The following is a 25,838-nucleotide window of genomic DNA, read 5'->3' as shown; positions in this document are numbered from 1 at the left end:
AGTCGGAAATATGTTCCGTCTAAATGAAATTTTAACATATGACATCTATAAAAACAATAAAACAAGCTATTAAAATAAATGATATTATATCTGAGTTTATATAATATAGACTAATAATGCTAAACATTGACTATTGATTTTATCATGTTATACTACAATTGGCGTTAAATTTTAATTATATTCTTACAAATCTCAAAGAATGATTTCTTTGATAAATTTACCAATTTAATATACACTGGCATAAAATACCATGGCTTTACGCCCATTGATTCAAATATCGATTTATCTCAATAAAGTTCTTTCCTTCTGCGAAACATATTTTAATTAATTGCATTTTAGAAACTTAAATTAAGGGAGGCTTTTCTATGAAAAGTTTTAAAGGAAGAAAAAAAATACTGCTTCTCGGGATTATATTAATTTTTATATTGGCGTATTTTTTTGTTCCGACCGTAAATGAAACCTTAAATCACATATTCTCGCTTCTTTCTTCTATGGATGTGGATTCGGTTATTACTTACATACGCTCATTTGGACCTTGGGCGGCGCTGATTTCTTTCCTTCTTATGATTTTGCAGTCTATTGCGGCACCAATCCCCGCTTTTTTAATAACTTTTGCCAATGCATCGGTTTTCGGCTGGTGGCAAGGAGCTATCCTTTCTTGGACAAGCGCCATGGCAGGAGCTGCCCTTTGTTTTTTTATAGCTAAAATTTTAGGAAGAGACGCTGTTCTTAAACTTACAAATAAACTTGCTTTAGAGCAAATAGATGTATTTTTTGAAAGATACGGCAAAAACACCGTTCTTATATGCAGGCTCCTTCCATTTGTATCCTTTGATATCGTAAGCTATGCAGCAGGTCTTACGAGCATGAACTTCTGGCCCTTTTTTATAGCAACAGGGATAGGCCAGCTTCCGGCTACCATTATTTATTCTTACGTTGGCGGAATGCTTACAGGAGGCGCCCGCCTTTTTGTGACAGGGCTTTTAATCCTTTTCGCTTTAAGTGCCGCCGCCTTTTTGTTAAAGGCTATATATAACAATAAACATAGTAAAGAGGAAAAACAATGAGCCATGGAAATTTAGTTGTAAAATGGAATCAGGCTTTATCCTTTTCTCCTTTAATGGCTAAAAGTACCAAAGGCCCTTCTGTATTCTGGCCTGGCTGCGCCGCATTGAAACTTGACAGTGCATTCATTGGAAATGCTTATAATATATTAAAACGCTCTGTTCCCCAGCTGGGATTCTCAAGCTTTTGCTGCGGAAAGCCCACCTTTGCAGTAGGAATTGAAAAGGAAAAGGATAAAAAAAACATCTTGCTTTCAAAATATTTTAAAGAATACGGGATAAATACAATTTATACCTTATGCCCTAATTGCAAGCTTACCCTCGAAAATAAATATAATATCAACGTTATTCCGGCATGGCCTGTTATCGCTGAAAATTTAAGAGCAGATGATAAAAAGGATAAAATATTTAAAGATACTTATATCCTTCATGACCCTTGCGCCTCAAGAGAAGACAAAGCCTCTCATGAAGCCATAAGGCAAATTTTAAGTTATTTTGAAATAGATTTTCAAGAGTTCACACATTGTAAAGAAAAAGCCCAATGTTGCGGAAGAAAGAATATGATTTTTCTTACGGAACCCGAAACTTCTAAAAAAATGCTTCAAAACCGTATAAAGGATGCCAATAACCTTCCTATTATTACATACTGTGAATCCTGTGTAGAGGCGTTCAGAGAGGGACATAAAGAAGCTTTTCATATTCTTGAACTAATTGACGGCTCTTTCTCCGAAAGAAGCTTTTTAAACAGAATAAATAATGCAAACAAGTTTAAAAACTAGGGCTTTAAATTTAGTTTCAAACCTTAACAAGGAGCAATAAAATGGATAAAAATGAAATCAATACCCTGTTTTCCAAGGGAATGGACTGTTCTCAAATAGTTTTAATGGAAATGGCTGAAAAAATAAGATGCAGTTCTTTTGAATGTGCAAAAATAGCCTCTGCTTTTGGCGGCGGCATGGGAATAGGGGATACGTGCGGCGCAGTTACGGGGGCTCTTATGGCTCTTGGCATAAAGTACGGAAATGGCAGGCAAGAAGACTTTTCCTCCAAGGAGATTCTTAGAAAAAAGGTTGAGCGCTTCCACACCGAATTTTTAAATAAGCATAAAAGCCTTATTTGCCGTGAACTAACCGGCTATGATTTTTCCAAAAAGGGTGAATTTGAAAAAGCAGTAAAAATAAGGATTATCGAAGAAAAATGCCCTCACTATGTCCTCAGCGCCTTGGAGATATTAAATGAAATTTTATAATAAATCTATTTATATAATTCCATATTATAACAATACAATCATAAGCAAAAACCCGAAAAGAAATATGAAACAAATATTACATAACCACATCAAAATAGCAGTGAATTACCAAACCAAAAACAAGTTTGATAACCACAAGAAAACGCTCACTTAAAAAAGATTTACAGGCTTACATCTGTATCCTTTTTCAAGTTCGTTTCGTATAAAAATATGGATTTTCTTTGGAAACAGTGCATTCTGAGCCTATGTAAATATACGGTTTTGCTACTGGTTAGCTTTAAATTTACTATAAGGAACCAAAGGGAAAAAAAGTAAAACAAAAAAGAAAAATAAAACCATTCCAAAACCTTCGTTAATATAGATTAAGGCAATCAAGATTGGATAAGACAGAAAAGACTAAATTTAAAAAAGATTGAAGCCGAGGCTGTTTAACCGCCGGCTTCAATCTTTTTGTGCTAATATTTAATTTTATGAAATATCACTGCAGCTTCTGCACGGGTAATATTATTTTTAGGATTAATGTTATTGTTGCTTCCGGTTATGATTCCGTCTTTTACTAAGCTTGCGATAGCTTCCTGGGCATAGCCTGAAATTAAGCCGTAATCAGTATAGACTGCAAGCTCTGTCAAGCTACCTGCCGTTACCTGCATTCCTGTAAGCTCCATTGCCCGAAGCGCTAGAACCATAGCATCTTCTCGTGTAATAGCAGCCTGAGGATAAAAATTATTGTTGTAGCCTTGGGCTATACCTAATGCCTTGGCGGCTGCTATGGCATTATAATAATAGGAGCCCTCAGAAACATCGGAAAAATTATCTGATGTTTCTGTAATTTCTAAATTAAATGCCTTGGAAAGCATTAGCAGGAAATCTCCTCTTGTTATGCTGTTTGAAGGCTTAAACATTCTTGTTCCGTCGGAAGAAACTTCACCGGATACTATACCGTTTTCATAAAGGGTATCAATATAATTTGCGGCCCAGGAATAAGATTCTCCTACATCTTTAAAGTACTGCGAACTTTTGCTTTCATATGTAATATTTGTAAATCCGCTTAAAGCAGTATAGGTAATGCTTATGCTTCCTGTAAAGGAGGAACCGTCTATCCCGTAGCCTGTGTAAGATATACCGGATGTTCCCGATGTATTTCCAGAGGCACTTACAAAGGAAACGTCACTCAGATAGGGAAATGTCTCTGTATAATAATAATCTGTGTCTTCAGTCACTAAGGAAGAATAGCTATTTTCCGATGCATAGCCGTAATATAAGGTTCCTTCTGAAGCATCGGGCACAGTAAAATGCACATAATCCAATGTACTTCCTGTAAGGCTTTTACATTTATCATTGAAATAACTGCTGATAAAAGAAATTTTATACCCTGCATATCCTGTAAAGCTTATGGTATCGGCGGAATAAGATTGTGTGTTTTTCTTAATTGATATTAAAACTGTCCCCTGAATGGAGTCTCCGTCTTCATCATAACCACTGAAGCTTATTTCACAATCTCCGGTAAAATCTTCATCGGGCACAAAAGTAATATCGGATATGGAAGGCTCTCCGCCATAATAAAACTTATCTGTCGATGAAATCTTTTCCTCATCGTCCCCATCGTAATCATAATAAAGAATGCCTTTTGAGGAAGACGGCAGGGTGAATTTTATATAATCAAGGTCTTCATTGTTCTCCTCCTGGCAATAATCATTAAAATCGTCTTCGTCAAAAATTACTGTACCGCTTTCATATGCTGAATATTCAATATACGTATCGGTATTGCTGCTTGTGCCGGATACATTTATGACGATATCTCCATAAAAGTAATCTCCCTCTACATCTACGCCCTCATAGCTGATCGTTATCTCACTTGGGCAATCTTCATCGGGTACAAAGGTAATATCAGATATGGAAGGCTCCCCGTCATAATAAAACTTATCCGATGACGAAATCTCTTCCTCATCATCCCCGTCGTAATCATAATAAAGAATGCCTTTTGAGGAAGACGGCAAAGTAAATTTTACATAATCGAGATCTTCATTGTTTTCCTCCTGGCAGTAATCGTTAAAATCGTCTTCATCAAAGGTTACTGTGTCATCTACATAGACCGAATATTCAATATACGTATCGGTATCGCTGCTTGAACCGGAAACCTCTATAATGATGTCTCCGTAAAAATAATTTCCGTCTAAGTCTACGCCTTCATAACTGATTGTTATCTCACTTGGGCAATCTTCATCAGGTACAAAGGAGATATCGGATATGGAAGGTTCTTCATCATAATAGAATTCGTCATAAGAGGATATTTCCTCTTCATCATCGCCGTTATAATCGTAATAAAGAATTCCTTCGTCCCAATCAGGCAGCTCAAACACAATATAGTCAAGCTCCGTATCCATTAAATCAAGGCATACATCGTTAAAATCATCTTCGTCAAATTCAATATAATCATCTATATCTACATCATAATAAATGGCATCCGCTTCGCTGTAAGCATAGGAAACTGTAGGAATGGAAACGAAAGACATCATTAAAGACAGAAAAAATGTTATACTTCGCATAAAGCTTTTTTTCATTTGCAGTTCCTCCACAATATTTATAATTAAAGCCGTCTAACAAATTATTTTAAATCCGTATTTGCGGCTTCCAGTGCTGTCTTTACGGCATTAAGAACCATATCTGCCTGTGCTTGAGTAATTGTTCCTGAGCTTACAAGCCCTTCGAAGGGGCCTTTACGTTCAAAGGTCTCGCCATTTTCGCTGCGCTTAGGCATTTCACCCTTTGCTCCCTTTTCTTTCATTAAAGGCATAGCGCTGTTAACTGCATCCGCCTGCTCCTGAGTGATTACCCCTTTGGATACAAGATTTGTTGCTATATCACTTAAGCTTTGCTTAGCTTTTCCAGATTCTTTCATGGCGTCATTAATTGCATTCGCCTGCTCTTGAGTAATTGTTCCTGCGCTTACAAGACCTGAAAAGAGGCTTTTACGTTCAAAGGCCTCGCCATTTTCGCTGCGCTTAGGCATTTCACCCTTTGCTCCCTTTTCTTTCATTAAAGGCATAGCACTGTTAATTGCATCTGCCTGTTCCTGATTGATTGTTCCTGCGGATATAAGGCCTGCAAAATGGCTTTTATGCTCTTCCCCTCTTTCAGATATTGAAGAAGCAATTGCATCCGCCTGCTCTTGAGTAATTGACCCGTTTTCAACCAGATTATAAAGCGCTGATTGATATATGGCAGAGATGTCTTCATGATTAATTCGCTGATGTATAACTTTTTTACTGCTTTCCTCTTCCGCTTTCTCTTCTGCAAAAATAACCGATACTCCGTTTACTGACAGGGCAGTTGTCAGAACAAGTGCAAATACATTTTTTATTATACTTTTTGATTTCATAGTCATTACCCCTTTTTTGCTTTATTTATTGCTATACTAAATCAATTTATCAGAGGAAATCTCCCGAAAAATATTTAAATCCTGTGCTTAAAAATTTCAATAAATTTAAATTTGATTCAGTAATTGCCATGAGCAAATTATATAATTTCACTTTTATAAAAATCTCCGCAAAGCTGTGGCAAAAATAAGGCAAAGATAATTAAAAATAGATTTAAGCCTATGTTTGTGATACTATTCCATTAGAGGTGAATTTATCAAAATGAGTAAAAAATTAATTTATATCGCCGATGATGAAGTAAATATATGCAATATAATAAAGTCTTTTCTTCTTAAGGAGGGTTATGAGGTTGAGGCCTTCAATAATGGACGCGCTCTTTTGGAGGCCTTTGACCTGAAGGAACCGGAGATGGTTATCATCGATATCATGATGCCGGAGATGGACGGATATTCCGTATGCGCAGCCATAAGACAAAAAAGCATTATCCCCATTATTATCGTGTCGGCTAAGGATACAGAACCCGATAAAATAGCCGGACTTACATTGGGCAGTGACGATTACATGACGAAGCCTTTCAGCCCTATGGAGCTTTTAGCTAGAATTAAAAGCATATTCAGAAGAATAGAGCTTGACAGAACCGGAACAGATTTAAAAAACAAAATTGAATTATCGGATATTATACTGGATGCAGATAATAAACTTGCTACAATAGAAGGTAAGAATATCGCTCTTACGGCTATGGAATTTTCGCTGCTTTTTTATCTTGCGGAAAACAGAAACCGTTCCGTAAGCAGATCCGAGCTTTTAGATAAAGTTTGGGGCTTTGAAGCGGAGGTGGAAACAAGGGCAACGGATGATACTGTAAAACGTCTTAGAAAAAAATTGGATTACGCAGGCTCTCTTTTAAAAATTGAGACTGTTTGGGGATACGGATTTAAGCTTGTAAGCGAGGAGCGATTATGAAAAGACATACAATTAGATGGAGAATATTCAAATATAATCTTATTATGATTTCTATGCTGATTGTACTGGTCTCCATAACCTTTAATATTGTAGTGGGCATGTATATGGAAAGAGATGTTATTTCCCAGCTTGATAAAATAACCATACGGACAGTTAATACGGCCCTCCACCAAAGGCCTTCTCAATTTCCGGAATTTAAAAGGCCGCCGGATTCAGCAAATGATTCCAGCGATGATAAGTCCGTATCCAAAGGAAACGCAGAAAGGAAGAATTCAGCCAATGAAGATGATGAATCGGATATTATTTTCCGCTATTATCTGTCATTAAACCGTTCCCTTAATGAGCCGCTTTCTATAACCAATGCGGATTATATTCTTCTGGATAAGGAAAAGAATTTAATCCCCTCTCCTATAACAGATGATTACGACAATGAAGATTTAAGCCGCCATATTCTTGAAAAAATCAAGGATTCGTCTGAAGGCTTCAGCGATAAAGAGTATCTTAAGCTTAATATTTCGGGAACAGATTACATTGCCGTGGTAAGGCCTTTATCTGAAACAAACAGTGCCGATCTCGGCTGGATTATCATATTTTCAAGCCTTCAAAAGGTTAATCAGCTTCAGTATCAAATAAACGGCATCCTTTTTATTATTCTTTTCTTTATTTCCATTATCGCTATGCTGCTATCGTCAAATTTGTCCAAAAAACTTTCAAAACCCTTTGCTTCCTTGACAAGCCATATTAAGGAGATATCCGAGAGGAATTTTGGCAATAAAGTACAAATCGCCGTTTATGAAGAGCTTCAGGAGATGGTTAACGGCATTAATATTATGTCTGAAAAGCTTAAAACCTACGATAAAGCGCAGAAGACCTTTTTGCAGAATGTATCTCATGAATTCAGGACACCCCTTATGTCTATTCAAAGTTATGCCGAAGGCATAAAATATGATGTTGTCGATAAGGAAACGGCTGTAGATATTATCCTTGATGAATCCAAGAGAATGGCATCTCTTATAGGAGAGCTTCTTTATCTTTCCAGGCTCGAAACGATTGAAGAAAATTACCGTTTTGAAAAGCTTAATGTAAGTAAAATCCTTCACTCTATTGTTGACAGAATGAATAGAATCGCTCTTCAGGAAAATATAAATATTACTGCTGAAAATATAAATGAAGAAATTGAAATACTTGCAGACGTGGAGAAGTTTTCAAGAGCTATAACAAATATCATAAGCAATTGCATACGCTATGCAGAGTCTTCGGTAAATATAGAGGCCTTTAAGGAAAACAACACTAGACTAATTATAAAAATATACGATGACGGCAATGGCTGTGATGCCGGTGATATTTCCCACATATTTGAGAGGTTCTATAAAGGCAGAAAGGGAAATTTCGGGCTGGGGCTTTCAATAAGTAAAAATGTTATCGAAAGGCACGGCGGCAAAATATCTGTTCAGAATCAGGCTCATGGCGGAGCCTTGTTTACAATCGAGCTTGAAATAAGCTCTGAAGAAATATAATTAATCCGTATCTTGTATAAACTGCCAAGATAATTAAATAATAGTACCGGAAAGCTAAAAGAGCAAAATGAAAGAACCCGCTTTCTCAATTGACCGGCTTGCAACAAATGGTCTGCTGAAATCCGGCTCTTTAATAGTAATCTTCCCTATTTCTTTCTTCATATGTTTTTTAAATTTGTTGAGCTTTTTTAAATCTCTTCTCCGTATCTCTGTATAATACTTATGTCATACAAAATATCCAATAGTCGCTTACATCTCTTTATTTCAGAACACAGGTAAACCAATAGTGAAGGGCATCTCACTACTGGTTCCTGATTAATTAACCATATTTACACTTTTCTGCATCCTATAACAGTTGATTTTAATAGAAGAAAAAGCAGTCAATCAGAACCTCCGGCTAAACCGGAGGTTTGTTCTTAGCTTATTAACTTTTACCTTAAAGCGCTCTCGGATTTCGGTAGTTGTAGTTATGCTATTTCCTACCACCCTTAAAAAAGGGTCTCATATTCTTTCAAAATTATTTGATCTGGAATTATATCTTCTGCAATTAATTTTTAATATATCTTTGAATTGCATTTGTATTTCTGCCAACCATATCTATATAATACCCGTTGCGCCAAAGGTTCCGATTGCTATATTTATATTTAGATTTGTGTGTCTGTCGAATAGGATTAAGCTGCTCTTACCTTTCTAAAAATCCTGCGAAACTCGATGCGCTCAATTTTGGCGGTATACTTACTAACATATGGATATGGTCTAGACGTGCATTTGCTTCTATTATTTCTGCGTCCTTCGGTTCGCATAACTCTTTTAATATTTTTCCTATTTCTGCTCTTAATTCTTCATATATCTCTTTTCCTCTGTACTTCGGTGCAAACACTATATGATGTTTGCAATTCCATTTTGTGTGTGCTAATGCATTATTATTTTTTTAAACTTGCTCCTTTTGATTTTTAGTTGGCTAGCGAAACCCACTTTATTAGCTTTTTTCATATCCATAGCTTTAAGCTTTCCGGCTGGGGATTACTTGCGCAAAAAAGCAGTGTATGTAAAAATACATACACTGCTTTCGTGTCGCCCCTAACTAAATGACATTAGGCCGCAAAGCCTCTACTTTGCTGAACTGATTTGAAAAAACATTTCGATTTTTATCAAAGATTTTGACGGCTTACAACCATAATCCTCCTTTTCTTGCATTCTTACACATATTTTGGTACCATGCCTCGAAAGAAATGTACCAAAAAGAACTTTAAAGTGCCTTTGATATGTGTCCTGTTCATTTTGTTGCGCAGTTGTGAGTGTTTACATTCAAAATCGAATTGAGAAGATTCATGCTCCAGAGAAAATTGCCATCTCTATGCTGCCGATGTTTCGCTTATGTATGCTAACTTTTATTGACACGCTAACGATATACTCAAAGAGAATGAAGCATAGCTTGAAAGCCTATTATAATATTAGTTTGCCAATTCGTTATCGTCTCCAAAAGGTATTCCAAGCTTTTTAGCACGATTTTCTTCCATTTTGGCTATGGTAACTGTGCCGGCTATGTCACCAAGAACATTACCGGTAGTAGTTCCCATGTCAAAGAAACGGTAAAAGCCTGCAATAATACCCACTACTTCTACCGGAAGACCAAAGGTTGAAATCACGATAGAAAGCTTTACAATACCGCTGCCTGGGATACCACCGCCGCTGGCGGAAATCAATGCCCCTACAAAAACAATTCTAATCATGGTTCCTAAATCAAGAGGAACACCATACATTTGACTGATAAAGATAAGTACACAACCGTACATCAACGCAGATCCATGTGAATTGAGCTGTCCGCCGATGGAAATGCAGAAATCAGCAATTCGGTTTGGAACACCGAATTTTTCTCTTACGTTTTTAAGAGCAACAGGAATGCTTGCCGAGCCGCTGCAGGTTGCAATGGTAAACATCCACACTTCAGATGTATCCTTGATAAATTTAATCGGATTAATCTTAGCGACAATCCACAGAATTGTACAATACACCAACAAGGTCATAAGGAGAATGCTCAGCCAGTAAGTACCGATGAGACCGGCCATTGAGGTAAAAATTGAAAAACCAAATTTTCCAAATGAATCGGCAATCAAAAACAAAACACCGATTGGCGTAAGCTTAATAATCATGTTAAGATAAGCAAAGATCATATCGTTTACTGCTTGAATGATGCCAATAACCTGTGCCCGGCTCTCTTTGTTTTTTACCTGAAGAAGGGCAATACCAAACATAATGGCAATAACCATAGTCTGGAGAAGATTTCCTTCCGTGAAGGTCTTAAACAAGTTGTTCGTAAACAAGCCGCTGACAAAGGCCTCAACTGTAAAGGCGGTAGTTTCGGTAATGTCGGTAGCGGCGAGTCCCTCTAAATTAACGCCGCTTCCGGGTTTTAAAACCATGCTCAATGCCAGCCCTATTGCCACAGCAGCAAAAGAGGTTATCGCATAGTAAATCGCAATGCGAGCCGCTAAACGTCCCAAGGTCTTTGCATCCTCTTGCGTTGCAATTGCCAGTGTAACGATACAAAGCACTAACGGTATAACAATCATATTGATGCATTTCAGCCAGATATCGCCGATAAACTTGAGGTCACTCATAGTTTCAGGGAAAGCTAAGCCAAGGAAGGCACCAGCCACCATTGCGACAAAACTCCACAATGCCGTATTGCTAAGCCTAAATACAGATTTTTTCGTTTCTGCCATATAATAAACACATCCCTCTCATATTTTTATTTACATTACAATCAGGTTTTGATTTTCTGTTTTCACAGATAGAGCGTAGCGTTTTCTTTGCAAATCTTCCTAAAGCCTTAACTTAAGCTCCACTATAATCGGGTTATTTCGATTTCTTAAACTTGCCTGCAGCAGAAATTGATTATGCCTAAGTAGTATCTCTCTTTCAATTCGGTTATATCATTGATTAAAATTAAATAAATAGATTTTGCTCTTGACTTCAAGAGGAGGCTCTCCAGTTCATTGATGCCATTCTTTATTTTTTGTTTAGCATATGTCATTAACAAATTTTGGCCCTCTGTAAATCCCCCTGTAAATTGAGAATTCCTTCATCGCGTAGAAGAATCAAACCCAAACTAATACAGTTGGAGTGACAGCCTTTATTGCTGTATTCCATCGCTAAATTTCTCTGCCACCAAAACCTTTAGATTACCGGCAACCTGTTCACAGCTATTGCCATCACTGATTTTGCCACCGATTATCAGGCTGCCGTAAGTTATATTGTTGCTGAGCATCTTCGGTGTCTCGCAGCTCTTGTCAACAATATAGATAATTTCATTTTAAACAGTAAGAAGACCAGTTAACTTATGGAATTCTTTATTCAAATAAAATGGAATTGTTTCACTCTGATTTAAGTTAAAATTTACTATAATAATGCTTTTTATCCTGCTCATTTATCGGACAGAGGATTAATTTTTCCCCTCATATACATTTACCTTTTATCTAACTCCCGAATGATTCTGGCCGCTTCCGCAGCATCCTCTTTTGTAATTCCTTTGTAGAAAACCAACCGTACCTTGTCAGATAAAACCGGCTTAATCAGCAGACCCTTTTCTTCGGCCTTCCGGCAGTATTCCTGAGGCGTCAGCCCCAGCTCGTTGACATCCAGCACCAAGATATTGGTCACAGCCTGTCCAACCATATGCGTGTGTTTTAAGCCCTGAATCAATTCGGCTGCACACTTTGCATGCTCATGATCCTCCTGCAGGCGCTCGATATTATTTCTCAGTGCATAAAGACCAGGTGCAGCAATGATGCCTGCCTGCCGCATAACGCCGCCCAGCAGCTTTCTCTTCTCACGCAACTTTAAAATAAATTCCTGATTTCCGCACACCAAAGAACCAACCGGAGCACCCAGACCTTTAGAGATGCAAAACATTACCGAGTCAACATAACGGCACATTTCACTTGCTTTTACTTTCAGAGCAATTGCAGCATTGAACATTCTTGCCCCGTCCATATGCACCGGTACTTGATACTTATGTGCCAGTTCATAGATTTCCTTCATGTTTTTAAGAGGAATGCAGGCTCCGCCGGTAAAATTATGGGTATTTTCAATACATACCAACCGGATATTACCGCCTTTCAGTGCTTCTTCTATCTTCTCCAGTACGGGAAGACCGTTTTCATCATGGGGGTAACTCACCGGCTGCAGCTGACCGAAATTAGAATCAAACAGCACCTTTTCGCTGATATACAGATGCTGTTGCTCATCTACCAATACTTTATCGCCCGCCTTACAGTAAGCCAAAACGGCTGCGGTATTACCCAGAGTTCCAGTCGGGAACAAGACGCCGGCCTCCTTGCCGGTGATTTGCGCTGCCAAATCCTCTAGTTCATTAACAGTCTGGTCTTCGCCTCTCTCCAGCGCGTGGGTTCTGCCATCATCACCCAACTTTGCTCCAAGAATCGTTTCAAGCATTGCCTGATCCGGCAACGTAAGCGTATCACTTCTCAAATCAATCATTTACACTTCAGCCTTTCCTTTTTGTTTAATTTGCATATTTGTTTCTTCTTGTATGCAATTTCTTTGTGATTTCATTATATTTCTTTCCTGTTTTATTAGCCAGGTCAAATTATTTTATAAACATTATTGATTTGAACTAATAATGTGATATTATTTAAGTAAGAAAATAGAGTTATGAAGATTTTTGAAATCAAACGGAGGAACGCTATGCTACAGAATATGGACTATATTTACCAAGTATATAAAGAAGGCAGCTTTAGCCGTGCAGCAAAAAACCTGTATGTTTCCCAGTCTTCCTTAAGCCAGACTATTAAGCACGCAGAAAAACGCATAGGCATGGATATTTTCGACAGGAGTTCTCATCCTATTAGCCTGACGGAATTCGGTACACTTTATATCAAGGCCATTGAGGAAATACGTGAAATTGTTAATAACTTGGAAAACTATGTCTACGATATAGATCATTTGAAAAATGGTCATCTATCCATCGGCGCCGGTAACTTTTTTGCTGCCTATCTGGTTCCGCCGGTCATAACGCGTTTTAAAAAAGCATACCCCAACATTCAGATTAATCTAATGGAGGGCCGAACAGTGGATATGATTGAAGATTTGAATAAAGGCAATATCGACCTTCTTATTACCAACGGTCATCTGGATACGGAACTTTATACAAAAACGACGCTATTTCAGGAACATATGGTGCTGTCTGTCCCCAAAAGCTTCTTCCCCGAACCGCCTTATCCGGAATCCTTACTAACATTACAAACTCTTTCCAGTAAACAGCGCTTTGATGCCGTTTCGCCTGTATCCTTAAGCGTCTTTTCTAATATTCCATTTATTGTACTTCGCCCTGGAAATGACGCAAGGATTAGAGCGGATCAGATGTTTTCTGCGGAGCAGGTAAAACCCAAAATCCTGCTGGAACCGGATCAGACCTCAACGGCATATGCCATGTCCCGAAACGGCATGGGTGCTACCATTATCGATGATGCTTTGGTCCGTGCGCTTGGAGATTATAACAGCATATGGCTATATAAACTTCATAGTACCTTCACTGTAAGAGATGTTGCCGTATTCACAAAAAAGAACAGGTACACGACCCGTTCAATGAAAGAATTTATACAGCTGATTCAAATGTCAAAAGAAACATTGTTTATTTAATATTTAAGCTTTTTCCCCTCCCCGGGGGATGCTTTCACAATAAAAGTGTAAACCACGCGCATTAAACTATACTTCACATATCTGCCTTTAGCTTTCCATATACCTCCATACTTCTATTTCGGCGCAAATATTATATGATATTTGCATCTCCATTTCGAATGTGATAGACTTTTTATGTCATCCATGACAAAACCTTTTATTCCACCTGCAAAGCTGGTGTTTTTTTGCTCTAAAGAGACAAAAAAAGCCAGTAAACACTGATGTTTGCTGGCTTTTGATAATTGCGGAATAGTCATAATTCGTTTAATTATGGCTATTATATGGATAACGTACCCTTTCCACCTCGTCCTCGGCGCGCAAGATATAGACCGTCTGCACCATAGGTCAAATAATTTCTCTCTCATAATGCTACGTTTTTGTAGTCTGCATCAAATAGCTTTGCCGTTTCTACACAGGGCAACTTGTGCTTTTTCATATATTCTGCTGCTTGCTGTTTGAATTCTTCCGTATGCCGCTTGTTTGGCGTCTCTTTCGGCATAGAATAATAACACCCCATTTGTTCTCTAGTATATCATACTATCTAACAAACAGGGGGCAGTTCATTTTTCAGGTTTTTAATAAGGTGATATGATAGCGGGCTGAAGCTGCCTTCCTTCAAGTGCCTCCTCTATAGCAGGCACTATAAGCTCCGTATGGGCAATCATGGAATTTGGCTTTAAAGTCGGATTATCTTGACCAAAGGGTACAAAATATATATTCTTCATGTTCATTAAAAGCCCTATATTCTTAAAATTTATCCCTAGTGAGTCATTTGTCGAGATGGATATTATAAGGGGCTTATTATTTCTCATATGGGCCTTGGCCGCCATAAGCACAGGCGTATCCGTTATGCCATTTGAAAGCTTCGCAAGGGTGTTTCCCGTACACGGAGCTATAATAAAAGCATCCAGCATATTACCTGGCCCTATGGGCTCTGCGTCCTCAATTGTAAGTATCGCCCTGTTTGATGTTATTCTTTCAATTTCATCTATATAATCCCTTGCCTTAACAAAACGGGAATCTATATGCTGACAATTAAATGAAAATATTGGTATTACATTTGCTTTTTCATCTATTAAACGCTGTATCTCTTCTTTTATTTTATCAAATGTACAAAATGAACCGGTAACGGCAAAGCCTATATTGCACTTATTAAGCTTCATAGTAAACACTCCCATATTGTTTTACAGATTTCAATGTGTTTCTGAAAGGTTTTCTCAAATGTTATTTTAAGACGACTGGGTTTAATAAATAATACATTTAAAAAGCACTTATTTTAAATCCTTTATTCGTCCGATAAGTACAATAAATGTAATAAATGACCTTTCAAGAAACATTATGATTTAAGAGGTTTAATATGCCCGCAAAAATGTCTGAATACCTTCTTATTCTTACCTAAATTAGGAATTTAAGAAGTATCTCAGGATTTAATGATTTTGCCATGCCTCAAGTAATTTCCACAAACCGGGCCTTCGGAGTTTTTAAAATCTAAGTTAAAAGCTAACTCTGAGTATACTCCAGTAAAACGGAGCTGAGTATTTCGGCTGAGGCTTTTGGAGCGTATTTTCCCGGGAGGCCAAGGCATAAATAAGCGTCGATACCGAGTTCTCCCGCCTTTTCAAAATCTGTGCCTCCGGGCTTTGAGGCAATATCTATAATAAGCGCGCCTTTTTTTACAAGCTCAAGAGCATTGCTATCCAGTATCATAGAGGGTATTGTATTAAATATAAAATCATACTTCCCTATATTACTTAAAAGCTTGTCAAGCTTAACCGGAGCATATCCCGAAGCCTCCGCAACAGCAAGCTGAGATGTGCTTCTTGCAGCTACCGAAACACAGGCGCCCATGCCCTTTAGTTTTGACGCAAGCACCTTTGCGCAGCGTCCGAAGCCAAGCACAATACAAGGCCTTCTGTGAAGGTTCACGGGGCTTTTTATAACGGCCTCCGCAATAGCGCCCTCCGCCGTGGCAACAGCATTTTTTACGGCCACTTCTTCCATCTTCATAAAATCAAAGCATTGAATGCTTCTGCTTTCACACTCTTCAACGACATACTCAGGAATACTTCCTCCGAACAGTTTATGACCTTTATTAATGCAGCTTAAAAGATTTTCTATAGTCATATCCTGCCTGAACCTTGAGGAAAGAATCTCCTTTTTGTTTCTTGAAAAAGGTACAGGGCAGACAATATTTTCACAAAAGCTCGTTGCCTCCTCAAGAGATATTGCCGCTGTCATACGTTTATCGTCATGCAACATCTCAATGCCGTATATGCATACGTCAAAACCCTTCTCCAAAAGTTCCTCTGCCATAAAAAACTGTCTTAAATCTCCGCCTATAAAGGCAAATCCATTATTTTCGGACATTAAATAACCTCCCCTTTACAATATATGTGCCTGATGCTTTTTGGTGATAGCGCCATGACCCGTAGTATAATGTATATATAAAGCAAATTACTTTATGCCTTAATTTAAAATTTGCTGTATTAGCATCGTCCAGCTTTGAGCTATACTGGCATCAGCGTTAGACGTTAACTTTTATTACGGCAACCGCACGAAAAAACATGTATAGAATTATCGCTTTTAGCATCGACGCCTTTAATTATTTTGAATGGATTTACTTCGGGCAAAATTCAAGAGCATCCAAAGTTTCAAGGAAACTTTGGATGCTCTGCCGTAAAAACATATATTTGATAAGGTATAAACGCTTTTATACGTTTATACTTTGATTCTGCTTTAGCAGGTTGGCAGGCGTCTTGTCCGCCTTTCAACAAAAAACTGCTCACTTAGTTGGGGGATTGAATGCTTAAGCAAAGAGCGAAAAACTTTCTAATAAAATGATAGGTATGCCGGCAACTAGAAAATTAAAAGAAAGGCGGCTGCTCTATGGCAGAAAGTCTAGCACATACAAAATAACTATGCAAATACCACATCGTATTTACACCCAAATACTACAGGAAAATCATATACAAACAGATACAATCGGATATACGGAAAATCCTTCGAAACCTCTGTTGTCAGTTTTTCAATATACTAAAACTGGGTAAAAACCGTTAAAAAAAAAGAGGGCTTTCGGCATCAATGCTTTTTTCAGGTTCTGCTTTTAATATATCAAAGCCCTCTATCCCAAAACCGATGCTATTGAGGATTAAAAAGAGCGTATTTATCACGCTTCCTGCAATCCTATCTTTTCAGAGGAAAACGGCGGCTTGGTTGATTTATTCAAAAGCCGCCGTCTGACTATTTTATTTTGTTCAGGCATATAACTACTTTGCCGCCAAAACAAGTTTTTTTCGTTGGACGCTAGATTGCTTGATTAAGTTCATTCCAAAACACTGTACGCTGTCATTTTGTAGGGATAGAATACACAGCTAAGCCATGTTTCACACAGTACAGATACAGCTTACCATCAGGCATATGCGGTATGCGTACTGTAGCACTTTGTTCTGGATACAACCGGGTTAGAAAAACCTTGTCACTTTTTACATATGCCGCAAATAAAATATAGTGTTCCCTTGTCATCTCATGGTCAATGGTAATAAAGTAATCTATATCTATCATTTCTATAGTAATGCAGGGAGTATTTTCATTCTGTTGCAGGGTAAGCTGGTCTACCTTTCTGCCACAGCAAAAGATGGAGGAACTCCCGGTGCTGACGAGTACATTTTTACATGACGGGCAGACATAAAATCGGATTTTATTTATATTTCCTCCGTCGGGACGGTTTAGGGTAATTTCGCCTTCCATCATTTGTGCCATATCCGCGCCTAAGATAGCCGACAAGTCCGCCCACAAGGAAACATCAGGGCACCCCAGACCACACTCCCATTTGGATATCGTTTTGTTGCTGATATTAAGGGCGTGTGCGATATTCTGTTGCGTTAACCCTTTTTCTTTACGCAATTCAGCAATTAAGCGCCCAATTTTCGCACAATCCATATAGAATCCTTCTTTCCAACAAACGATATAATCTACAAATATCTTGCAATGATTTGAACCAGCCGGACAGGAAGCTTCTTGAAATCAGTGATATCCAATGTGTTTTCTCTTCCATAAATATCGCTGATGATTTCTTTATCCTGTCCGATAGCAGCAGCAAGAAAGAGAACACCCTTGCGGCGGTACTCCTGCAAGGTCTTTTTCATATCTTGGGCGGCTAAATCACCTGTATAGTCCGGCATTGCTTTGGGTTGTCCGTCACTGATGCTGATGAACAGCTTTGTTTTCTGAGGAGCTTTCAATAAGCGGTCTGCAAGGATTCTGATTGCCATACCGTCGCGGTTGTTGCTTCTGCCCTGAATGCCGATTAAAGAATACTTTTCATCGGAATCTTCGCTATCAAAATCTACATAAGAGTAAAGTGACATTTGCTCCAAGCGTGAACGGTCGGCAGTATCGCCATAAATCATTACGGGAATACCGTAGCCATGGCAGAATTCATACAAGGCAATCGCCGCCTGTTTCGCAGCATCTAGCCGGCCAAAGGCCGACATGGATGCCGATTCGTCTATGCGAAGTGCCACGGCAAGAGAAGGGTTTTCCTCCGGGGGACGCTTTCTTGCAAAGTATCGAAAATCCTGCATCGCAATACGATTTGCACTAAATGTTGTACCGTATAATTGTGCCGCCGAAAATTCACTGGCAGTTTCATATTCCAAAAAAGGCATCGTTTTTTGAATCAACTCTCTAATCACAGGCATGAGTTCAGACACTTGCTTCCTATATTCAGCCCTATTTTCGTCAGTAGCCTCAGGACGATGGACAATCAGTTTTACCTGCTGATGGATACTCCCTTTCACGCTTTCGCGGGCTTCCTGATTGAGTCTTTTACGAAATTTCTGTTTCTGCTGTTCCGTAAGATGCCCTGGCTCCATTTCATGATAAAGAGGAACCCCGTCCTCGCCATTATCACTGCTTTGTGTTTTCTCCGTTGAGTTATTGGAAGTTTGATTGGAATGTCCTTCACTGTCTGAGGATTTGCGCAAACGCACTGCATTCGGATTCATTAGCGTTTCCTTATCGCTTCCAAAATATTCACCATCTTCGGATAAATTGAATTCCATTATATCAGGATTTTGACTTTCCTGCCTATATGCTTGCATTTGTTCTAATTCTTCTAACTGCCCCAATAGACCCTTTACAGATAAAGCCTGTTCCAAAATGGAAATCTCATCCGGATCAGTCGTGATTTTATAAATCACTTTGTGGTACATAGATGCACGAAGCAAAGCCCCGCCTGCAACGGCATCAATCCAAAACAGATAGGAACGCATACCGGCTACGCCTTTAATGGCGTTGGCTTTGGCTGTTTCGTCCAGCGTGAGAATCACATCCGCCAAAAACGACAGTATCGGTGCATAGGAATATCCCGTTTTAGCTGTTGCTCTCTCCATCATAACTGCTTTTGGCGGCAAATCCATTCTTTCAGCATGTTGAATCCGATCCCGCAGGGCTTCGTTGAGTGGCCGGACTCCATTATACCCCCTATTGGTGGTAATGACAGCAATAAAATCAGGATGGCGATGGGCGATACGGGTAGGAAGGTTAATACTGCCATCCGGCTCAAGCACAGAGTTCAGTGCCATCAGTACTGCGGCATCCCGTATTACAGTAGGTTCCTGTATTTCCAACAGCCATCCGTTTTCGTAGGCACGGACAATTTCAGAGGGATAAAATTGATAGCTTATCTCTTCCGCACCATGGCCGCCCTCCGGCAAAACCGGCAGGATGGAGCCAAGAATATCGGTTTTATCCATATCTGCAAAGCAGGTAACTTTTGTATAAGGCAACCCAAAGTCAGCCGAGAGTGCCTTTGCAAGCTGAGTCTTTCCTGAACCTGCATCTCCCTCCAACAGAATATTCGTGATTTTCATTTCTTTGCTGTACCAGTTTCGCTTTATCTCAGCACAGATTCGACGCTCCGCTTCACTTTCAATATGAGATAGTGGTTTTTTCCAAACAAGCTTTTTTTCAGCTTCCGTCAGTTGCCTGCTCGGGGACAGAAGCATTTGGTTTTCCATGATTAACAATACTCCATTTCTTCTAAAATTCGTGTGAGCACACACAGGCGCTCTCCGTTTATTTCTCCCAAATCATTAAGAGCCTGTGAAAACGCCCTGATATCTTCATTGATATTTGGATTTTCAGTGCAAACAGCTACGGGCATCACATCACCCTGTATCCCGACACGTTCCGCAGTAGGATTTTCCGGATCATATAATAAAGGAAGCCGATAAGCCTCCCGAAAGTATAAAAGAACACGACTCAGAAAAATCATCAAGTCAAATACCTGATGGATTGGAAGTTCCATGTCCATTTCCAACTGACCCTTGGTGTTTTCCCTCCAAATTTGGGCGGCAATCTGCATCTTCTTATTTTTTTCCAACACAGGTGCACCCAAAGTCAGCCTTTTTATGTCCGACTGATAAGCATTTCTGCCGTCTATGCGGTCATATCCGTCTGCAGTCATTACAATTTTTTTATTCATTCCTACATTCTCCTTGCACCTTTATTTAAATCTAAACACTGTATCAGCAATTCTTCCAATTCTTTGGTATGATCGGCATGGGGGTCTTCATATTTTAAAACTCGTATAACCGATATTTTGAAGTTTGTTTCACCATATTGATTCCAGAGTTCTTGCATCCTTTTATTAGGATGCCAATTTATAGACAACTTAAAACGATTGCTATTAATACCGGCTTTCGTATCTTTAGAAAGACACAAAAATGTTTCTTCGGTTGCAGCGCAGAGAAAAGAGATGATGCCCATTTCCGGTTTCCTATTCTTATACTCCTCAAGGAGTTGTTTTTTTCTTTGCATATCCATATTGTTCACCTCGGCTTTATTCTAACCGCTATATGCCTTATAAACAATCCACGCTCCGTAGACCTTACCTTGCCCTTGCATACACATTCAATCTGGCCAATGTCTTTTTTGCTGTCCAATTCGGCCAAGAGCTTGGTTACCTTTCCACTTTTACAGTTCAGTTCCATCACAGTCTCAACGGGAAAATGGATATATACGTGATTTTCACGAGCCAGTCATCCATTTTTTAATGAGAGGGCCCTCCTATCGAGCATAAGACCATAGCGCAGCTTAAGTATGAGAAAAAGGCGTAACTGCATCAGCGGAGTTGCATTTTATTCTTTATTCCCTATATGAGTACAAATAAGCCGTAAATCAGCAAATTCGCATGAGTACACCTCTTAATACCTTTGCCCCGCAAAATCCGCCGAATAATTTCATCAGATTTTAGTTCAGCAGAAATGAGAGCATCACGTGCAGCTGTATCAATAATAAATGCTTCATTATATGTCAAATGCCGTACAATGCTTTTTATTCTGCATATTATAATCACCCTTTACATTTTATGTGCCATTATAAAATCAGGAAATGATAGTACATGCCATATTATTACAAGTCTTATAGTGTATTTAATCTTGTATGTTTCGTCAAAAGGAAATATAATGATTGGATAAATGCTTGCGATAGGTGGTGTAAATATGCTTGGATATTTGACAGGTAAGGAAGCCGGGGAAAAATGGGGTATTACTCCCCGTATGGTAAATTATTACTGTTCAGCCGGACGGATACCGGGTGCGGTAAAGAAAGGTAACTTGTGGCTTATCCCTGTAAATGCTGAGAAGCCCACCGACGGACGAACAAAATCCGAACGGGAAAAAACTTAACTACAGAGAAAATACAGATTATTCTGTTATCCTTTTTACGGAGGAATGTTTATGTCTATACGAATTTTGCTTGTTGAGGACGACGAGAATATCCGAAATACAGTTAAAGCCTTTTTGTCTGACGCAGGGTACACAGTGGACGCTTGCTTAGATGGCGGCGAAGCACATATCAAATTTTACGAAAATACCTATCATCTTGTCATTCTTGATATTATGCTGCCCAGTATGAGCGGCTATGAACTTCTGCGAGAGTTTCGCAAGCTGAACAATACCCCTATTCTGATGATGACCGCGCTTTCTGATGACGAAAACGAAATGAGAGCTTTCGACGGGGAAGCAGACGATTATGTGACAAAACCGTTTAAGATACAATTATTGCTGAAACGTGTAGAAGCTTTACTTCGGCGAAGCGGTGCGGTGACAAAGGAACTTTGCTATGGCAGGCTAACGCTTCTGCCTGAAGATTTTAAGGCAATCTATAACGGTGTGGAACTGTCATTAACGCTCAAAGAATTTGAAATCCTTGTGCTGCTTGTTCAGAATAAGGGCAAGACGTTATCCCATGAAATTATTTTGTCCCGCGTGTGGGGCTATGATTTTGACGGCAACGGAAGTACAGTGCATACCCATATTAAAAACTTGCGCGCCAAACTGCCGGAAAACATTATAAAAACGGTACGCGGCGTAGGCTACCGCTTGGAGGAAACCTCATGAAAAAGAGCGGATTTTTTATTAAGATTTTCGCCTATACAATCATTGCAATGATACTGATTGTTATAATAACGGCCGCACTGTTTTCCAGGCAATTTTTTACACTTTCCAGAACAATTGAAAGAGAGCAAATAATTACTTCTTACCAACCTTTGGTTGATAGGGTAAAAAGCAGTGATTATAACAATATTCCAAAAGTGGCCCAAAGATTTCATGACAATAACCAGTCATTTGAATTTTCCATTATAGATGATAACGGCGGCGTGATATACGCTACGCCGGGCGCTGATACCTCGACTGATTTCAGCGGTGATTTTTACTGGGTGCTATATAAAAGCCCCACAAATGGCTATTCCATTATCGCCCAAACCAGACCCAGCTTAACCACATTTTACAATGAGATAATTATACGGGCATTAGTCGCGTTTGCTATCATACTTGCCCTCTGTCTTGTATGCGCGTATATCTTTGCACGGCAAATAACCAATCCAATCAAGCAACTAGCAAATGATGCCGGGAAAATGACAAGGCTTGAAGATGTATCGCAAAGCCTGCCTAATCGCCTGGATGAATTAGGCGATTTGTCACGTGACATTCACACCATGTACGATAAGCTGAAAGAAACCATTTCCCAGTTAGAAAATGAAATCCTGCGTGTGCGGGAAATGGAGGAAGCGCAACGATATTTCTTTTCGGCAGCGTCCCACGAACTAAAAACCCCCATTGCCGCTACTGGCGTTTTATTAGAGGGGATGTTGGCAAATGTGGGTGAATATAAAAACCATCCTAAATATTTGCGCGAGTGTGTCAAGCTGATGGACGCACAAAGCAAATTAGTTTCTGAGATACTTGAAACTGTTAATCTAATTGATGGTAAAATAACCCCTGCCCCGGAACAGCTGAAATTACAAAATGTTGTTGCTTCGGTGCTTCCCACTTATCAGGTGTTGGCAGAAAGAGCAGACCAGCAAATTTATGTAACTATACCGCAAGAGGAAATTGTTTTTGTTGATGGCAATATGCTCAAAAAGGTTTTGTCCAATGTGGTATTAAATGCAGTGCAGAACGCCCCGCCCGGAGCAGAAATACGCATTTGGAGCGAACCCGACTCCGACTGTTGCCGCTTGTATGTGCTGAATACAAGCACGCACATAGACGAGAAAATTCTACCGAAGCTATTTGACCCATTCTACAGAACAGACAAGGTCCGAAACCGCAAGAATAATCGAAGTGGTTTAGGTCTGACTATCGTACAAAAAATGCTTCAAGCAATGGGCGCTGATTTCTCTTTGGAAAATACAGCCGAAGGCGTATTATTTAGGATGGTCTTGCCTAAAGCATAAACAAGCAAAACAACCTCTGTTAAGACCGACAGGAATATTCCTGTCGGTCTTTTTTTGTGTTTCTACAGACAATCTACAGATTGGCTACAGGGTTAATACAGATTGCTTTGTCATAATTAGGCCGTGGAACACTTGAATGCCTGTTTTACGGAAAGATATTTCTTATTGGAGGGCTTTAAATGAGCAAAGCAAGATATAGGGCTGAATCTATCATTTTATCAGCTTTATTTATGATATACCTTATTGTACTTTTCAAAATCACGATATTTAGGGATAGAATTTCCGGAGCCCAGAGCTTCAACTTAATCCCTTTTACTACAATAGCTGAATATTTGAAGTCTGCAATAAGCGGGATTAAGATTACTGGAATTGCAAATCTGCTGGGAAACCTTATCTTGTTTTTCCCGCTTGGGTATGTAGCAGCTTTACTATTCCCAAAAATGCGGAAGCTGACAAGAATATTGATATTAGTCTTTGGTTTCAGCGTAGCTATCGAGATTGTTCAGTATATTTTGAGGTGTGGAACAGCCGACATTGACGACGTAATTTTAAATACGCTTGGTGGCATAGCCGGTTATGGAATTTATGCTTTGTTTTCAAGATTTCCAAAGCCTAAAAAATACGCAGTTATTATAAATGCGTTAATGATAGCGGTCACTTATATAGGGTTTTACTTTTTCGACAACTATAGATTTCTTGTTAACCATGCTGCTCCCGGCGGTTATCCCGTTCGTTTGGAAACACTTGATGATAGTTTTAATGACCCGCTTACCATAGCCGAGCCGCCTCCCTCCCATTTTTCCACTGACACAATAACCAATGCTGATGAAGCCGTGTGGTCTCTGATTTTAGTCAACAAATGGAACCCTATCCCTGATGATTACGAAGTGGATTTGACAGAACTTTCAAACGGGCAGTCGGTGGATATACGAATATACCCGGCATTGCAGGAAATGTTTGATGCCGCAAGAGACGACGGCATTTATCCTGTTGTTGTTTCGGGATACAGAACCGCCGAAACACAACAACGCCTGATGGACGATAAAGTCGCTGAATATAGAGCATTGGGCTATTCTGCCGAGGAAGCAATAGCCAGCGCCGAAGCGTGGGTAGCAATTCCCGGGACAAGTGAACATCAATTAGGAATTGCTGTAGACATTAACGCAGACGGTATCCATTCTGCCGGTTATGAAGTTTATGAGTGGTTGGAACAAAATGCCCACACGTTCGGTTTTATTTGTCGTTATCCACCTGATAAAACTGAAATAACTGGCGTAATCAATGAACCTTGGCACTACCGATATGTGGGTGTCGAAGCTGCCACAGAAATTCATTATCAAGATATTTGCCTTGAAGAATATTTGAATTGAAAAATTGAAAGGAACTGAAAATGAGTAGAAAACGTATTACACAAGCATTTCCTTTTTTACTACCGTTGCGGGTAGCTCAAAGAAAAACGTTCTTTTACATGGCTATGCAATTTGACAACCACACTTACACGAAAACAGTTCTTGGTGAATTACTCCCGTACAAGCTGTTTTCCGCAGATAACGAACTATATAACACCAGTACGGGCTTTGACATGGTTTATCAGGAAAATAAGGTTTTCAATCTGAAACTTGCCGCAAAAACACTAGACGGCCTTTTGATAAAGCCGGGGAAACCTTTTCGCTATGGAAAGCAATGCGGAACGCCGATAAGTATACACCATATAAAGATGGGTTAAACGTGATAAACGGCAAGCTCTGTACCACATACGGCGGCGGCCTTTGTCAAATGAGCAATCTGCTGTTTTGGGTGTTTTTACACTCACCGCTTACCATTGTGGAACGGCATACGCATGAAGTAAAAGACTTTCCCACTATGCGGAACGCGGAGCCAGAGGGTGTAGACGCTACAATTAGCGAGGGTTGGCTTGATTTGAAAGTTAAAAACGAAACAGACATAACATTTCAAATTGGCCTTTCGTTTGATGAGGTGAATATTACAGGAGGCCTTTATACAGACAAGGCTATGCCGGTTGTCTATGAAATCATGGGGGAAGACTTATCCTATTTCCGTCAAAATGGCAAGGTATACCAAAAAATCTCAATTTATCGCCATGAAATAGCTATTGATACACGTGAAATCCTTTCGGAAAGCCTATTGTATGAAAATTTATGTGAGATAGGCTATCAGCTTCCTGCCGGAACAAAAATTATTGAAAAAGAGAGGTCATAG

The 25,838-nt window shown here is 39.3% G+C and carries 19 protein-coding genes and 6 pseudogenes; 13 read left to right on the top strand and 12 right to left on the bottom strand.

Annotated elements, in window-relative coordinates; translation table 11 throughout:
- Nucleotides 1-365 precede the first annotated feature (365 nt).
- From NBX03_RS05555 to NBX03_RS05545, 3 genes are read left to right on the top strand one after another with little or no spacing between them, the layout of a single operon-like run.
- The gene (locus NBX03_RS05555) at nucleotides 366-1,067 is read left to right on the top strand and encodes a TVP38/TMEM64 family protein (RefSeq protein ID WP_250229758.1); all 702 of its coding nucleotides are present in this window, start codon (nucleotides 366-368) and stop codon (nucleotides 1,065-1,067) included.
- A complete protein-coding gene (locus tag NBX03_RS05550; protein ID WP_250229757.1) occupies nucleotides 1,064-1,843 on the top strand; it encodes a (Fe-S)-binding protein in 780 nt (259 codons plus the stop codon). The genes NBX03_RS05555 and NBX03_RS05550 overlap by 4 nt, the downstream gene beginning before the upstream one ends.
- Before the next feature lie 41 nt (nucleotides 1,844-1,884).
- Nucleotides 1,885-2,313, top strand: coding sequence for a C-GCAxxG-C-C family protein (locus tag NBX03_RS05545; protein ID WP_250229756.1), 429 nt, complete (start codon nucleotides 1,885-1,887; stop codon nucleotides 2,311-2,313).
- Nucleotides 2,314-2,768: 455 nt separating this feature from the next.
- Here the strand turns inward: NBX03_RS05545 and NBX03_RS05540 are convergent, their stop codons facing one another.
- Nucleotides 2,769-4,874: an S-layer homology domain-containing protein gene (locus NBX03_RS05540; protein ID WP_250229755.1), complete on the bottom strand. Its 2,106-nt coding sequence runs from the start codon at nucleotides 4,872-4,874 to the stop codon at nucleotides 2,769-2,771.
- A gap of 44 nt (nucleotides 4,875-4,918) precedes the next feature.
- Entirely contained in the window at nucleotides 4,919-5,692 is a 774-nt protein-coding gene (locus tag NBX03_RS05535) for a hypothetical protein (RefSeq protein ID WP_250229754.1), read from the bottom strand.
- A gap of 259 nt (nucleotides 5,693-5,951) precedes the next feature.
- Between NBX03_RS05535 and NBX03_RS05530 the strand changes: the two genes are divergently transcribed.
- Nucleotides 5,952-6,653: a response regulator transcription factor gene (locus NBX03_RS05530; RefSeq protein ID WP_250229753.1), complete on the top strand. Its 702-nt coding sequence runs from the start codon at nucleotides 5,952-5,954 to the stop codon at nucleotides 6,651-6,653.
- The gene (locus tag NBX03_RS05525; protein WP_250229752.1) at nucleotides 6,650-8,170 is read left to right on the top strand and encodes a sensor histidine kinase; all 1,521 of its coding nucleotides are present in this window, start codon (nucleotides 6,650-6,652) and stop codon (nucleotides 8,168-8,170) included. Before NBX03_RS05530 ends, NBX03_RS05525 begins: the two co-directional genes overlap by 4 nt.
- Before the next feature lie 547 nt (nucleotides 8,171-8,717).
- On the opposite strand, the pseudogene tnpA reads toward NBX03_RS05525, so the two are convergent.
- From tnpA to NBX03_RS05510, 3 genes and pseudogenes are all read right to left on the bottom strand, one after another.
- Nucleotides 8,718-9,050, bottom strand: a pseudogene (gene tnpA, locus NBX03_RS05520) (IS200/IS605 family transposase).
- A 574-nt stretch (nucleotides 9,051-9,624) separates the two neighbouring features.
- Entirely contained in the window at nucleotides 9,625-10,896 is a 1,272-nt protein-coding gene (locus tag NBX03_RS05515) for a dicarboxylate/amino acid:cation symporter (protein ID WP_250229751.1), read from the bottom strand.
- A 742-nt stretch (nucleotides 10,897-11,638) separates the two neighbouring features.
- Nucleotides 11,639-12,673 (bottom strand): threonine aldolase family protein, encoded by a 1,035-nt coding sequence (locus NBX03_RS05510; RefSeq protein ID WP_250229750.1) that lies wholly within the window; start codon nucleotides 12,671-12,673, stop codon nucleotides 11,639-11,641.
- 207 nt (nucleotides 12,674-12,880) lie between these two features.
- Between NBX03_RS05510 and NBX03_RS05505 the strand changes: the two genes are divergently transcribed.
- Nucleotides 12,881-13,834 (top strand): LysR family transcriptional regulator, encoded by a 954-nt coding sequence (locus tag NBX03_RS05505; RefSeq protein WP_250229749.1) that lies wholly within the window; start codon nucleotides 12,881-12,883, stop codon nucleotides 13,832-13,834.
- Nucleotides 13,835-13,910: 76 nt separating this feature from the next.
- Here the strand turns inward: NBX03_RS05505 and NBX03_RS16155 are convergent.
- The 3 genes and pseudogenes from NBX03_RS16155 to dpsA all read right to left on the bottom strand — a co-directional run.
- Nucleotides 13,911-14,019: pseudogene (locus tag NBX03_RS16155) on the bottom strand (IS200/IS605 family transposase); the annotation flags it as partial.
- Between the two features lie 429 nt (nucleotides 14,020-14,448).
- The gene (locus tag NBX03_RS05500; RefSeq protein ID WP_250229748.1) at nucleotides 14,449-15,036 is read right to left on the bottom strand and encodes a dipicolinate synthase subunit B; all 588 of its coding nucleotides are present in this window, start codon (nucleotides 15,034-15,036) and stop codon (nucleotides 14,449-14,451) included.
- A 337-nt stretch (nucleotides 15,037-15,373) separates the two neighbouring features.
- Nucleotides 15,374-16,240: a dipicolinate synthase subunit DpsA gene (dpsA, locus tag NBX03_RS05495; protein WP_250229747.1), complete on the bottom strand. Its 867-nt coding sequence runs from the start codon at nucleotides 16,238-16,240 to the stop codon at nucleotides 15,374-15,376.
- A 519-nt stretch (nucleotides 16,241-16,759) separates the two neighbouring features.
- Between dpsA and NBX03_RS05490 the strand changes: the two are divergent.
- Nucleotides 16,760-16,888 (top strand): annotated as a pseudogene (locus tag NBX03_RS05490) (transposase); the annotation flags it as partial.
- Nucleotides 16,889-17,218: 330 nt separating this feature from the next.
- On the opposite strand, the gene NBX03_RS05485 reads toward NBX03_RS05490, so the two are convergent.
- From NBX03_RS05485 to NBX03_RS05470, 4 genes are read right to left on the bottom strand one after another with little or no spacing between them, the layout of a single operon-like run.
- A complete protein-coding gene (locus NBX03_RS05485; RefSeq protein WP_250229745.1) occupies nucleotides 17,219-17,812 on the bottom strand; it encodes a helix-turn-helix domain-containing protein in 594 nt (197 codons plus the stop codon).
- 32 nt (nucleotides 17,813-17,844) lie between these two features.
- On the bottom strand, nucleotides 17,845-19,893 hold the full coding sequence (locus tag NBX03_RS05480) for an AAA family ATPase (RefSeq protein ID WP_250229744.1): 2,049 nt from the start codon (nucleotides 19,891-19,893) through the stop codon (nucleotides 17,845-17,847).
- Between the two features lie 2 nt (nucleotides 19,894-19,895).
- Nucleotides 19,896-20,360: a DUF6530 family protein gene (locus NBX03_RS05475; protein WP_250229743.1), complete on the bottom strand. Its 465-nt coding sequence runs from the start codon at nucleotides 20,358-20,360 to the stop codon at nucleotides 19,896-19,898.
- A gap of 2 nt (nucleotides 20,361-20,362) precedes the next feature.
- Nucleotides 20,363-20,701, bottom strand: coding sequence for a GIY-YIG nuclease family protein (locus NBX03_RS05470; protein WP_250229742.1), 339 nt, complete (start codon nucleotides 20,699-20,701; stop codon nucleotides 20,363-20,365).
- A gap of 677 nt (nucleotides 20,702-21,378) precedes the next feature.
- Here NBX03_RS05470 and NBX03_RS05465 point away from each other — a divergent pair.
- The 6 genes and pseudogenes from NBX03_RS05465 to vanW all read left to right on the top strand — a co-directional run bounded on the left by NBX03_RS05465 (nucleotide 21,379) and on the right by vanW (nucleotide 25,838).
- Nucleotides 21,379-21,564 (top strand): helix-turn-helix domain-containing protein, encoded by a 186-nt coding sequence (locus NBX03_RS05465; RefSeq protein WP_250229741.1) that lies wholly within the window; start codon nucleotides 21,379-21,381, stop codon nucleotides 21,562-21,564.
- A gap of 51 nt (nucleotides 21,565-21,615) precedes the next feature.
- On the top strand, nucleotides 21,616-22,278 hold the full coding sequence (locus NBX03_RS05460) for a response regulator transcription factor (protein ID WP_250229740.1): 663 nt from the start codon (nucleotides 21,616-21,618) through the stop codon (nucleotides 22,276-22,278).
- Nucleotides 22,275-23,618 (top strand): HAMP domain-containing sensor histidine kinase, encoded by a 1,344-nt coding sequence (locus NBX03_RS05455; protein ID WP_250229739.1) that lies wholly within the window; start codon nucleotides 22,275-22,277, stop codon nucleotides 23,616-23,618. The genes NBX03_RS05460 and NBX03_RS05455 overlap by 4 nt, the downstream gene beginning before the upstream one ends.
- 179 nt (nucleotides 23,619-23,797) lie before the next feature.
- Nucleotides 23,798-24,202 (top strand): annotated as a pseudogene (locus NBX03_RS05450) (VanZ family protein); the annotation flags it as partial.
- Between the two features lie 240 nt (nucleotides 24,203-24,442).
- A pseudogene (locus NBX03_RS05445) lies at nucleotides 24,443-24,988 on the top strand (M15 family metallopeptidase); the annotation flags it as partial.
- Between the two features lie 20 nt (nucleotides 24,989-25,008).
- A pseudogene (gene vanW / locus NBX03_RS05440) lies at nucleotides 25,009-25,838 on the top strand (glycopeptide resistance accessory protein VanW).

It is taken from the genome of Anaeropeptidivorans aminofermentans, assembly GCF_940670685.1.
GTDB lineage: Bacteria > Bacillota > Clostridia > Lachnospirales > UBA5962 > Anaeropeptidivorans > Anaeropeptidivorans aminofermentans.
Note: the sequence above shows the minus strand (reverse complement) of the source record. Positions and strands in the feature narration are given on the sequence as shown.